Origin of the sequence: Roseovarius litorisediminis, from assembly GCF_900172295.1 — a bacterium.
In the GTDB taxonomy this organism is placed as follows: domain Bacteria; phylum Pseudomonadota; class Alphaproteobacteria; order Rhodobacterales; family Rhodobacteraceae; genus Roseovarius; species Roseovarius litorisediminis.
In genome coordinates this window covers 158716-171752 of the sequence record NZ_FWFL01000001.1, presented here as the reverse complement: position 1 = coordinate 171752, position 13037 = coordinate 158716, and the positions used below count along the sequence as shown (strand labels likewise).

Below are 13037 nucleotides of genomic sequence, written 5' to 3'. Positions count from 1 at the left end.
ATGAGCAAGCTTGCAGAGTACAATGGCCCAATTCTGGAAATCGACAAGCTGTCGATCAGCTTTTTCACCAGATTGCGCGAAATCCCGGCGGTGATGGATTTCTCAGCCAAGGTCATGCCCGGCGAGGCGCTTGGCCTGGTAGGGGAATCCGGATGCGGAAAATCCACAGTTGCCCTTGGTGTAATGCAGGATCTGGGCGTAAACGGAAAAGTCGTTGGCGGCTCGATCAAGTTCAAGGGGCGCGACCTGTCTGCAATGTCCGCCGAAGAACTGCGGGATATTCGCGGTAACGAAATTGCCATGATCTATCAGGAACCGATGGCGTCGTTGAATCCGGCGATGAAAATCGGCAAGCAGTTGACCGAAGTCCCGATGATCCATGAGGGCGTCAGCAAGGAAGAGGCCTATCGTCGTGCCTTGGAGGTGGTAACGGACGTGAAGCTGCCCGATGCCGAGCGTATCCTAAATAGCTATCCCCACCAGCTTTCGGGCGGGCAACAACAGCGCATCGTGATCGCCATGGCGTTGATGTCAAAGCCCTCTTTGCTGATCCTGGACGAACCGACAACTGCGCTGGATGTGACCGTCGAAGCCGCCGTTGTGGAACTGGTAAAGAATCTGGGTAAAAAATACGGCACCTCAATGCTGTTCATCTCGCATAACCTTGGGCTGATTCTGGAAACCTGCGACCGGTTGTGCGTAATGTACTCGGGCGAGGCCGTCGAGCGCGGTTCGATCGAGGATGTGTTCGACAAGATGCAGCACCCCTATACACAGGCATTGTTCCGCTCAATCCCCCTGCCCGGCGCCGACAAGAATGCCCGCCCGCTGGTTGCTATTCCGGGCAACTTTCCACTGCCACATGAACGGCCGCATGGTTGCAATTTCGGACCGCGCTGCGACTATTTCAAAGAAGGGTATTGCGACCAGGGCTTCATCCCGATGGCGCCGGTCGAAGGCGATGCGCGTCACGAAAGCCGCTGCCTGCGCTTCAGGGACATCGACTGGGACGCGCCGATAGTCGCAAAGGAAACGACCGAAAAAGGTAAGATCGGCAACGTTGTTCTGAAGGTGGACCACCTCATGAAATATTATCAGGTGGCAGCGAACGCATTGTTTGGTAGCTCTGGCAATATGAAAGTCGTCAAAGCCAACGAGACGTTAACCTTTGAGGCGCGCGAATCTGAAACCCTTGCGATTGTTGGCGAATCCGGCTGCGGCAAGTCTACATTTGCCAAGGTTCTGATGGGTCTAGAAACGGCAACTGACGGCAAGATTCTGCTAGGAAATACGGAAATTCAGGACATCCCGATCGAAGATCGCGACACGCAAACAGTGTCCTCGGTTCAGATGGTGTTCCAGAACCCGTTTGACACGCTGAACCCGTCCATGACGGTTGGCCGTCAGATCATCCGTGCGCTTGAGGTTTTTGGCATCGGAGCCAACGATACCGAACGCAGGGAGCGTATGCTGAAGCTGCTTGATCTGGTAAAACTGCCCCGTGCCTTTGCCGACCGCATGCCTCGGCAGTTGTCGGGAGGCCAGAAACAGCGCGTCGGCATCGCCCGAGCCTTTGCAGGTGACGCCAAAATTGTTGTCGCAGACGAACCTGTGTCAGCATTGGATGTTTCGGTTCAGGCTGCTGTAACCGATCTGTTGATGGAAATTCAGCGCGAAAACAAGACGACGCTCCTGTTTATCAGCCATGACTTGTCGATCGTCCGCTATCTCAGTGATCGAGTGATGGTGATGTATCTGGGCCATGTGGTTGAAATGGGCACAACAGATCAGGTTTTTGCCCCGCCTTACCATCCCTATACAGAGGCTTTGCTATCGGCAGTTCCGATTGCGGATACCTCGATCGTGAAGGAACATATCGTGCTTGACGGCGATATACCGTCTGCCATGAACCCGCCGCCGGGCTGCCCGTTCCAAACACGCTGCCGCTGGAAAACCGAAGTTGCGGGCGGACTTTGCGACAAGGAGGTTCCCTCTATTCGGTATCTGGAAGATGGCCATCAGATCAAATGCCATTTGCCTGACGAAATTCTCGCGAAAATGACACCTGTTATCAAATTGGCGGCAGAATAAAGTTCGTAGGACAATTTGCTCAGACAGTGAGACGGCCCGAATGCCATCGACCTCATTCAATTGATTTGTTCGGCGGGTTGCGTCACAAATGTATCATGGGTCTTTTAGGAATTTGGCAATGCGGTATCTGAGCAGCATCATTCTGGTTTCTTTAATTCTAACCTCGGCGGTTCAAGCCGAACCCAAAGGAACCTTTCGCCACGCCCATAATGTCGGATTTGGGGCTCACTCAAGCCTCGATCCGGCCTCGAAAGGCCGGGTGCTGCAAATCATCGAAAAAATCATGAACCGGCTTGTTCGCCCGGGCCCCAAGGGCAAACCGCAACCCGATCTGGCGACATCATGGCAAGCCAATGAAGACGGCACTGTCTGGACCTTCAAGTTGCGCGAAGGTGTACGTTTCCACGATGGCAGCACTTTTGATGCGGGCGATGTGGTGTATTCCTTTGAACGGGTCATGGACCCGGACCGCGCCAGCCCCGCACGATCTGCAGTCAAGATGGTCACCTCGGCCAAAGCATTGGATGACCACACGGTTCAGCTCACGCTTGGATCGCCTTTTGCAGACCTGCCTCTGCAACTTATGGACCCTCGACTCAGAATCATCCCTGAAAATTCCGGGGAAACGATTGCAGCCCTTGGCATCGGCACCGGTCCCTTCAAGGTTGATGTTTTTGATCCTGACGGCATAACCAAGCTGTCCGCCAACCTTGAATATTATGAAGGTCTTCCCGGTGTCGCCCATGTAGAGGTGATCGGCATTCCCGACGCTCAGGCCCGTCTGCAAGCCTTTCTGGGCGGGCAACTTGATATGGAGCGCGGCATTGTACCATTGCTGCGGCGTGCACTTATAAAATCAGACCGTTACAAAACTCAGGAGGTGCCTACCGGCAACTGGACTGGTCTGGTTTTCCGTACTGATGTCGCACCCTTTGATGACGTCCGCGTGCGCCGGGCCCTGCGCATGGTCGTCAACCGCGAAGACCTGTTGAAACTGGCCCTTGATGGGGGCGGTGTTGTTTCCTGTGACACACCAGTGGCGCCGAACGACCAGTATCGCGCGTCGATGGAATGCCCGCGCGATATCGAAACAGCACGCAAGCTTTTGTCAGAAGCGGGGTATGCGGACGGGTTGTCGTTTGATCTTTATATTTCGACAATCGACCAATCCTGGCCCGCCATGGCCGTTGCCTTTCAGGAACAGGCTGCTGCGGCAGGTATTCAGGTGAATATCATCAAGGCCGCTGCAGATGGCTATTGGTCAGAGGTCTGGCGCCAAAAGGATGCCGTAGCCACAGCATGGGGCGAGAGACCTGCTGACCAGGCCCTGAATGAGGCGTTCCATTCGACTGCTAAATGGAATGAGAGCTATTTTAAGGATCCTGAATTTGACCGATTGATTGAAGCCGCGCGAAAAGAATTGGAATTTGACAAGCGTCGTGCGCTCTATGTCGCTGCGCAGGAATATCTCAGACAAAATTCCGGCACGTTAATTCCATTCCATGTCACCCAGTTGGTTGGCGTTGGCGCGCGCGTGCATAATCTTGATCCGGTGCGAAATGATGCCGTGCGCTGGCATCTGATCGAAGTAGATGAACAATAAGTTCAGTAGTTGCCAGCCACGTATTTGGCGATGGCCCCCCCCCGCGAGTTGACATCCAACTTTTGATAAATGGCTTTGAGGTAATATTTCACGGTATTCTCAGACAAACCCAGCCGGGCCGAAATCTGAAAGTTGGTCAGCCCGTTTACAAGCAGCCCCAATATCTCGTGTTCGCGCCGCGACAGGGTATCCGTCTGCTCGCTGGTCAGGCGATTTAAGATATCGGTTGGCACGATACTGTGTCCCTCTACCAGTTTGCCCAAAATCTTTGGCAGGCTGGTCAGGATGTGGCTCATCATACAGACGGAATTCGCGCCTGACTTTACCGCCGTGCGGATAAACGCAAATTCCGTTTCTTCAGCCACGACAACGACCATTACCTTCGGATAGTCTTTGCGCAGATTGCCAAGCACCACGTTCAGGTCACCATCTGCCAGACGCACCCCCAAGATTACGATTGTCGGCCCATCCACCGATTCAATCGCTTTTCTAAGGCTTTTTTGATCGGTCGCGAATGGCCCAAGCCTGACCTCTTCAATCTGCGAAACAAGCGAACCCAGGCCCTGACAAACAATCAACTGTCTGTCGGCAACAATTACTTCCGGTACTGTCATGTCACGATTCTGCATGGCCCATCACATCACCTTAGCGAAAGATTAGAACAGCATATTGCGACAAATAAGCATTGGAAACCGATGAAATAAAACAATAATTTTGTATGCAGCCGCATGCCGTTCCGTCGCCACCCAAAGGGGTGGCTGCTCCTACCCGTTAGGTGGCACCACTTCGCCAATGCTCGTTACGACCATTCCAACGGGCGTTACCTGCCAGTGATTTCCCGCCGATAAATTCACAAACCATCGGAGAGACACACAATGTACGGCAACCAGCACCTATTCATTCCCGGCCCCACCAATGTTCCTGAGCCTGTGCGTCAGGCGATGAACATTCCTATGGAAGACATGCGCGCACCCGACTTTGGCGCATTTACCAAGCCGCTGCTTGCCGACTTGAAAAAAGTCTACCGCACCGAAACCGGCACAGTTTTTCTTTATCCGTCATCAGGCACGGGCATGTGGGAAACCGCCATCACCAACACCCTCAACGTTGGCGACCATGTACTGATGTCACGCTTTGGCCAGTTTTCGCTTTTGTGGGTCGATATGGCAGAACGTCTGGGGCTGGTTGTTGATGTGATCGACGTTGAATGGGGCAAAGGCGTACCGGTTGAGCAATACGCCAAAAAGCTGGCCGCCGATAAAGAGCACAAGATCAAGGCGGTCTTTGCCACCCAAAACGAAACAGCAACCGGCGTCGGATCAGACATCGCAGGTGTTCGCGCCGCCCTTGATGCAGCCAACCACCCTGCCCTGCTTTTTGTCGATGGGGTCAGCTCGATCGGGTCGGTCGAGTTCGAGATGGATAAATGGGGCGTCGATTGCGCGGTGTCCGGCTCTCAGAAAGGTTTCATGCTGCCGGCAGGCCTTGGTATACTGGGCGTCAGCCAAAAAGCACTGGATGCACGCGCCAACGCCCGGATGCCACGCTGTTATTTCGATCTTCAGGATATGCTGAACCTGAATGGTGATGGATATTTCCCCTACACGCCCGCCACGCAATTGTTTCGTGGATTGAGGGTCTCGCTTGATATGCTGCTTGAGGCCGGCATGGAAAATGTCTGGGCGCGTCAAGGCTGGCTGGCCGCAGGTGTGCACAAGGCAGTCGCCGCCTGGGACGGGTGCGAATTGGTCGCGCGGGGGCCTGAATGGGCATCGGATACCGTATCGGCAATCTATGCGCCCGAAGGCGTTGATGCCCGTGATGTGATCTCGGGGGCCTACAACAAGTACCAGACGTCACTGGGAACGGGCCTGAACAAGTTGATGGGCAAGGCATTCCGTATCGGGCATCTGGGGTCATTGAACCCGGTCATGCTGTGCGGTGCCATTTCGGCTGCCGAAATGGCCCTGCGTGATGCCGGGGCCAAGATCGTGCCAGGCTCGGGCGTGGCGGCCGCGCAGGAACATTATCGCAAGCCGGTGGCATAAGGAGAAAGATTATGGCAAAGCCCAAAATTCTGGTCACCCGTAAATGGCCGCAGGAAACGCTGGATCGCGTAGCGCAGGTTGGCGACGTAACCTTTCGCGACCCAGACACCACGATGAGTCATGACGAATTCATGGCCGCGGCAACGACCTATGACGTGATCATGCCCACGGTATCGGACAAAATCCCGGCCGAATTCTATCCGGCCGCCAAAGGCACGGTGAAAATTCTGGCCAGTTACGGCGTCGGGTATAACCATATCGACGTGGACGCCGCCCGCGCCAATGGTATCGCGGTTACCAACACACCGGACGTTCTGACCGATTGCACCGCCGATCTGGCCATGGGCCTATTGCTGGCCGCCGCACGCCGCATTGGCGAAGGCGAGCGTGAAACCCGCGCCGGAAAATGGGAGGGTTGGCGCCCCACCCATATGATTGGCAAAAAGGTTAGCGGTGCCACATTAGGGATCGTGGGCTTTGGCCGTATCGGACAGGCAACGGCGCGACGCGCGCATTTTGGCTTTGGCATGAAAATCGTGTTTCAGGATGCCTGGGACGTTCCGGATGACATCAAGGCGGCCAATGGCAACGCCACGCAATTGCCCAGCATTAACGACGTCGCCGCTCAGTCCGACTTCTTGTCGCTGCACTGCCCCGGTGGGGCTGACACCTATAAGCTGATCAATGCCGAGGTGTTTGGCGCAATGAAACAGGGCTGTATTCTGGTCAATTCAGCCCGCGGTGACGTGGTCGACGAGGACGCGTTATTTGACGCGTTGGACAGTGGCAAACTGACCGCTGCGGGCCTTGATGTTTACCACAATGAACCCGCGCTTGATCCGCGTTTCTTATCTTATGAAAATGTCGTTCTGGCCCCGCACCTTGGCAGTGCCACCGACGGCACACGTGCCGCCATGGGGTTTCGTGCGATTGAAAACCTTGAGGCGTTCCTTGCCGGAAAGACGCCGCGCGACTTGGTTAGTTAAGCACCCAAGGTTTGCCAGGCAAGCCTTTGTCTAAAAACAATTATCTCTCCCAAACATGATCACCCGGATGCTCCATCCGGGTGTTTTTTTATGTGCGTTCAACATCTCACCGGCTGGTGTGCTGACGCATCCCCAAAAGGGCAAAGTAGGTAGTCATCCCTACCCGGTCGGGCCCAGCCTCCAACCCCGGGCGTGCTTTGTTACCCGTGCGTAAGTGTCTCTCAAAACATTTCCGCGCGACACTCAATCTATGAAGAAATCAACCGAGCCGCCAATCCCGGCGAATCGTGGGAGGAAGGACAATCCATGAGCTACACGCTGCACCCTCTGAAAAAACAACGCCTGCAACGCTCTGAACTGGCGGTGCCGGGGTCAAACACGGCGATGTTCGAAAAAGCGGCGGCAAGTAACGTCGATTACATTTTTCTGGATCTCGAAGATGCCGTGGCCCCACCGGACAAGGTCCAGGCCCGTAAAAACATCATCGAGGCGCTGAACGACATCGACTGGAAAGGCAAAACCATGTCGATCCGCATCAATGGTCTGGATACGCATTACATGTACCGTGACGTGGTTGATATCCTTGAACAGGCCGGGCAGCACGTCGATACAATTCTTGTGCCCAAAGTGGGCGTACCCGCCGACATGTACACGGTCGAAACCATGGTCTCCCAGATCGAGGAATCCATGGGGTTCACCCATAAGATCGGTCTTGAGGCTTTGATTGAAACCGCCCTCGGCATGGCCAATGTCGAAGCCATCGCCGCCGCCCCCGGCCGTCTGGAAGCGATGCATTTTGGTGTGGCTGATTATGCCGCGTCAAACCGGGCGCGTACCGTTGTGATCGGTGGTCTGAATCCCGATTACCCGGGCGATCAATGGCATTTTGCTCTGTCGCGCATGACTGTTGCCTGCCGCGCTTATGGCCTGCGCGCCATTGACGGGCCTTTCGGTGATTTCAGCGATCCTGACAGCTATATCCTGTCGGCCAAACGCGCCGCTGCTTTGGGGATCGAAGGGAAATGGGCCATTCACCCCAGCCAGATTGATCTTGCCAACGATGTATTTTCGCCGCCCGAGGCCGAGGTTACCCGCGCCCGCCGCGTGATCGAAGAACTGCGCAAGGCCGAGGCCCAGGGCAAAGGGGCTGCCGCCCTTGATGGCAAACTGATCGACGCCGCATCAGAGCGCATGGCCAACAACGTGCTGACCGTGGCTGACGCCATCGCGGCCCAGAAAATATAAGGAGGCCCGAAGATGGACATTCATGAATATCAGGCCAAGGAGCTGCTGAAACGCTTTGGCGTGGCGGTCCCGCGCGGCGGCATCGCCTACAGCCCTGAACAGGCAGTTTACCGCAGTAACGAACTGTCCGGCGACAAATGGGTTGTCAAAGCTCAGATCCATTCGGGCGCACGTGGCAAGGCGGGTGGCGTCCGCATCTGTTCGTCCGAAGAAGAGGTCGCCGAGGCTGCCCAATGGATGCTTGGGCGTAAGCTCGTCACACATCAGACCGGCCCCCAGGGCAAGCTGGTGGGCCGCCTCTACATCGAGGAAGCCACGAACATTGCGCAGGAAATCTATCTGGGCTTCGTATTGGACCGTAAAGAAGAACGCGTTGTCGTTGTGGCCTCGGCCCAGGGGGGCATGGAAATCGAGGAAATCTCTTCAAACGAGCCCGATTCAATCATCCGCTCTGTGGTCGATCCAGCCGTTGGCATGCAGGCGTTTCAGGCGCGCGAAATTGCCTTTCAACTGGGGCTTGACGCCGCTCTCATCCCGCAGGCAACCAAGACCATCATCGGCTGCTATCGCGCGATGAGCGAACTGGACGCCAATATGGTCGAGGTCAACCCGCTGGTGGTTACTACATCCGGCGAGATCGTGGCGCTTGATGCCAAGCTGAGCTTTGATGAAAACGCACTATTCCGTCGCCCTGACATTTCCGAACTGCGCGACAAAAGCCAGGAAGATCAACGCGAGACATATGCCTCGGATCGTGGCCTTTCGTACATCGGACTTGAGGGTAAAATTGGATGTATCGTTAACGGTGCCGGGTTGGCTATGGCTACGCTCGACATGATCAAGATGGCCGGCGGTGAACCTGCCAACTTTCTTGATGTCGGCGGTGGTGCCTCACCAGAACGGGTGTTGATGTCATTCAAGGCCGTCCTCAACGATAAAAACGTCGAAGCAATTCTGGTCAACATCTTTGCCGGTATTAACCGCTGCGACTGGATCGCCGAGGGCGTGGTGCGTGCTGTCAAGGAACTTAATCTCAAATTGCCGCTCGTGGTGCGACTTGCGGGCACCAACGTAGAAGAAGGTCGCCAGCTTTTGGCCGACAGCGGGCTCAATATCACAACAGCAGACACTCTAACCGACGCCGCCAGCAAGGTCGTAGCGGCCTGGAAAGAAGCAAGCCAGAAGGAACCTGTATAATGGCTATTCTGATCGACAAGGATACTAAAGTTCTGGTTTTGGGCCTTACAGGTCGTATCGGCAGTTTTCACACGCAGGACATGATCAACCACGGCACCAACGTGGTGGGCGGCGTAACACCCGGCAAGGGCGGTACCACCCATAATGGACTGCCTGTGTTCAACACCGTCAAAGGGGCCGTGGCCGAAACCGGGGCCGACTTGGCCATTTGTTTTGTGCCGCCCCCTTTTGCTGCTGATTCAATCATGGAAGCGGCCGATGCGGGCATCAAGACCTGCGTTTGCATCGCGGACGGCATCCCGGCGCAGGATATGATTCACGTCAAACGTTATATGCGGCGCTATAAATCGGAAAACCGCATGCGTCTGATCGGCCCCAACTGTGCAGGGATCATCACACCGGGTCAGGCCTTTGCGGGGCTTATGCCGCCGCATATTTACCTGCCCGGTCGCATCGGCATCATTGGCCGCTCGGGCACTTTGGGGTACGAGGCCGCCAGTCAGATGAAGGAAAAAGGAATCGGTGTATCCTCCTCCATCGGTATCGGCGGTGATCCAATCAACGGCTCATCGTTCCGCGATATTCTGGAACTGTTCGAAAACGACCCCGACACCGATGCCGTAGTGATGGTGGGCGAAATCGGCGGCCCGCAAGAGGCCGAAGCCGCCGCCTATATCCGCGATCACATGAAAAAGCCTGTTGCGGCCTATATCGCAGGTCTGTCGGCGCCTAAAGGGCGTCGCATGGGACATGCGGGCGCAATTGTGTCAGCCTTTGGGGAATCCGCGCAGGAAAAGGTGGAAATCCTCAGCGAGGCAGGCGTTACAATCGTCCCCACCCCGTCCTCCTTTGGCGAGGTTGTGGAAAAAATGATTGCCTGACGCTTCTGACGGCGCGACTGAAACTCCTCCCAAAAGCAGCCGCGCCGTTCGGATTGCCGCCACGAAAATTGAAAAAGCAGACCATGCTGCCTTTCTACTTGCCAAAATTCCCCAAGGTGCTCGAGGAACAGCGTCCCTCTATATAAAAAATGGGCGGCAAAGCCGCTCAATCGGACCATCCCATCTGACAGGTTTCAACCAAGGCATGGGGCGGGGTTTCCCGCCCCATGCCTTGCCTTTAGATATCCAGCGTGTGCTCTTTTTCCCAAGCGGAAAAATGGCTTGTGAACGCATCCCATTCCTTTTGTTTCAGCTTCAGATAGGCGGCTGAAAACTCTTCGCCCATCATCGCCTTCAACTCTGTGTCACTGTCATATTGACGCATCGCATCCAGCATGTTCAGCGGCAGCAAGGGGGCCCCTTTCACGGTGTGCCCTTCGGCATACATGTCGATATCATACCGTGGACCCGGATCGGCTTTGGTGCGGATACCTGACATTCCCGCCGCGATGATCACCGCCTGCAACAGGTAAGGATTCACCGCCCCGTCCGGCAAGCGCAGCTCAAAACGACCGGGCCCCGGAACACGTACCATATGCGTGCGGTTGTTACCGGTCCAGGTGACGGTATTCGGGGCCCATGTGGCCCCTGACATGGTCCGCGGCGCATTGATGCGCTTGTAGGAATTCACCGTCGGGTTGGTAATTGCGGCCAGAGAAGAGGCGTGTTTCATGATCCCGCCCAGAAAATACGCACCTTTCTCTGACAGACCAAGCTCACCGACCTGTCCCTTGCCAGTGCCCTTTTCGATCGCAAAAACATTGGTTTTCGCCTTGTCGCCCGGCGCATCCCAGACCGAGATATGTGCGTGGCAACCGTTACCGGTCAGGCCTTCAACGGGCTTGGGCATGAATGTTGCGCGGAAACCGTGTTTTTCCGCGACCGATTTGGTCATGAATTTGAAAAAGCTGTGTTTATCCGCAGTTTTCAGAGCGTCATCAAACTCCCAGTTCATCTCGAACTGGCCATTGGCATCCTCGTGGTCATTCTGGTACGGCCCCCAGCCAAGATCCAGCATGTAGTCGCAGATCTCACGCACGACATCATAACGCCGCATCACGGCCTGCTGATCATAACAGGGTTTGGCTGCCGTATCGTACTCGTCGCTTAGCGCGCTGCCATCGGCGGTGAGAAGAAAATACTCTGCCTCAATTCCTGTTTTCACATGCAGACCTTCTGCAGCGGCTTCGTTAATCAGGCGACGCAAGACATTGCGAGGGGCTTGCGCCACATCTTCCCCTTCCATCACGCAATTCCCGGCAACCCAGGCCACTTCGGGCTTCCAGGGTAGTTGGATCACGCTGTCAGGATCAGGCACGGCCAGCATATCGGGATGGGCCGGCGTCATGTCCAGATAAGTGGCAAACCCGGCAAAACCCGCGCCATCCTCCTGCATGTCGGCAATCGCCTGTGCCGGCACCAGTTTGGCCCGCTGACCACCGAAAAGGTCGGTAAAGGAAATCATGAAATACTTAACGCCATTTTCTGCGGCATAAGCGGCCAGATCTTTTGTCATGGTTTTTTGTCCTCTCGCTGTTGTCACCCAAAAGGGGCAGCCGATGGCTACCCCTCTCACTTGTCTCAGAAACTGCTTCCCGGCTTGCCTGGCCACCATTCTGTGCCTGCCAAGGGCACCTGTGCCATGGCAGCAGCCTCCATTGTCAGCGCTACCAGATCCTCGGGCTCCAGATTGTGCAGATGGTTCTTGCCGCAGGCCCGCGCTATCGTCTGCGCCTCCAACGTCATTACCTTCAGATAATTGCGCAACCGGCGTCCGCCCTCGATCGGGTCAAGACGCTTTTCCAGTTCCGGGTCCTGCGTGGTGATGCCCGCCGGGTCACGACCTTCGTGCCAGTCGTCATAAGCCCCTGTGGTGCTGCCCAACTTCTGATACTCGGCCTCCCACTTGGGATCATTGTCGCCGATCGCGATCATCGCCGCTGTGCCGATCGAGACCGCATCGGCGCCCAGTGCCATCGCCTTGGCCACATCCGCGCCCGAGCGGATACCGCCCGACAGGATCAGCTGCACCTTGCGGTGCATGCCAAGATCCTGCAGCGCCTGAACCGCGGGCCGGATAATTGCCAGTGTGGGCTGACCGACATGTTCGATAAACACATCCTGCGTCGCCGCCGTACCGCCCTGCATCCCGTCCAGCACAATCGCGTCCGCCCCCGCCTTGATGGCCAGCGTGGTGTCGTAATAAGGTCGTGCGCCCGCCACCTTGACGTATATCGGGACTTTCCAACCAGTTATCTCGCGAAGCTCAAGTATCTTGATCTCCAGGTCATCCGGCCCGGTCCAGTCGGGATGCCGACAGGCCGACCGCTGGTCGATCCCTTTGGGCAAATTGCGCATTTCTGCCACCCGGTCACTGATCTTTTGACCCAGCAGCATGCCGCCGCCACCGGGCTTGGCGCCCTGACCCACAACAATCTCAATCGCATCGGCCTTGCGCAGGTCGTCGGGGTTCATCCCATAGCGCGACGGCAAATACTGATAGACCAGCTTGGTCGAATGCCCGCGCTCTTCGGGTGTCATGCCGCCATCACCGGTGGTGGTAGACGTCCCCGCCGCCGAGGCCCCCCGCCCCAAGGCCTCTTTCGCCGGACCGCTCAGCGCGCCAAAGCTCATGCCAGCAATGGTGATCGGAATATCCAGCTCAATCGGGTTTTCGGCATGCAGCCCGCCGATGGTGACCGAGGTCTCGCATTTTTCTCGGTAGCCTTCCAACGGGTAGCGCGAGATCGACGCGCCCATGAAAAGCAGATCGTCAAAGTTGGGCACGCGCCGCTTGGCCCCGCCGCCGCGAATGTCATAAATGCCCGTCGCTGCCGCCCGGCGAATTTCACTGTTCACCTCGTTGGTGAAGGTGGCCGACTGGCGTGGCAGGGTCATGGGGATTTTTTTATCTGTCATCTTTTCA

Annotated in this window: 10 protein-coding genes; 7 read left to right on the top strand and 3 right to left on the bottom strand. The window is 56.2% G+C overall.

Annotation, left to right across the window (positions count from 1 at the left end):
* Positions 1 to 2091, top strand: coding sequence for a dipeptide ABC transporter ATP-binding protein (locus tag PEL8287_RS00795; protein WP_085890461.1), 2091 nt, complete (start codon positions 1 to 3; stop codon positions 2089 to 2091).
* A gap of 118 nt (positions 2092 to 2209) precedes the next feature.
* The gene (locus PEL8287_RS00790; RefSeq protein WP_235862099.1) at positions 2210 to 3694 is read left to right on the top strand and encodes an ABC transporter substrate-binding protein; all 1485 of its coding nucleotides are present in this window, start codon (positions 2210 to 2212) and stop codon (positions 3692 to 3694) included.
* A gap of 2 nt (positions 3695 to 3696) precedes the next feature.
* Here the strand turns inward: PEL8287_RS00790 and PEL8287_RS00785 are convergent, their stop codons facing one another.
* The gene (locus tag PEL8287_RS00785) at positions 3697 to 4323 is read right to left on the bottom strand and encodes a response regulator transcription factor (protein ID WP_085890460.1); all 627 of its coding nucleotides are present in this window, start codon (positions 4321 to 4323) and stop codon (positions 3697 to 3699) included.
* Positions 4324 to 4569: 246 nt separating this feature from the next.
* Between PEL8287_RS00785 and PEL8287_RS00780 the strand changes: the two genes are divergently transcribed.
* The 5 genes from PEL8287_RS00780 to sucD all read left to right on the top strand — a co-directional run bounded on the left by PEL8287_RS00780 (position 4570) and on the right by sucD (position 10051).
* Complete coding sequence (locus tag PEL8287_RS00780) at positions 4570 to 5742, top strand: aminotransferase class V-fold PLP-dependent enzyme (protein ID WP_085890459.1); 1173 nt, start codon at positions 4570 to 4572, stop codon at positions 5740 to 5742.
* 11 nt (positions 5743 to 5753) lie between these two features.
* Positions 5754 to 6728, top strand: coding sequence for a 2-hydroxyacid dehydrogenase (locus tag PEL8287_RS00775; protein ID WP_085890458.1), 975 nt, complete (start codon positions 5754 to 5756; stop codon positions 6726 to 6728).
* Positions 6729 to 7034: 306 nt separating this feature from the next.
* Complete coding sequence (locus tag PEL8287_RS00770) at positions 7035 to 7973, top strand: HpcH/HpaI aldolase/citrate lyase family protein (RefSeq protein ID WP_085890457.1); 939 nt, start codon at positions 7035 to 7037, stop codon at positions 7971 to 7973.
* Between the two features lie 12 nt (positions 7974 to 7985).
* Positions 7986 to 9170 (top strand): malate--CoA ligase subunit beta, encoded by a 1185-nt coding sequence (locus PEL8287_RS00765; protein WP_085890456.1) that lies wholly within the window; start codon positions 7986 to 7988, stop codon positions 9168 to 9170.
* Complete coding sequence (gene sucD / locus PEL8287_RS00760) at positions 9170 to 10051, top strand: succinate--CoA ligase subunit alpha (RefSeq protein ID WP_139837652.1); 882 nt, start codon at positions 9170 to 9172, stop codon at positions 10049 to 10051. The genes PEL8287_RS00765 and sucD overlap by 1 nt, the downstream gene beginning before the upstream one ends.
* 238 nt (positions 10052 to 10289) lie before the next feature.
* Here the strand turns inward: sucD and glnT are convergent, their stop codons facing one another.
* Both glnT and PEL8287_RS00750 read right to left on the bottom strand, forming a co-directional pair.
* Complete coding sequence (gene glnT / locus PEL8287_RS00755) at positions 10290 to 11627, bottom strand: type III glutamate--ammonia ligase (protein WP_085890454.1); 1338 nt, start codon at positions 11625 to 11627, stop codon at positions 10290 to 10292.
* Between the two features lie 65 nt (positions 11628 to 11692).
* Positions 11693 to 13030 carry an FMN-binding glutamate synthase family protein gene (locus tag PEL8287_RS00750; protein WP_085890453.1) on the bottom strand — a complete coding sequence of 446 codons (1338 nt, stop codon included), beginning with the start codon at positions 13028 to 13030 and terminating at the stop codon, positions 11693 to 11695.
* Between the last annotated feature and the right edge of the window lie 7 nt (positions 13031 to 13037).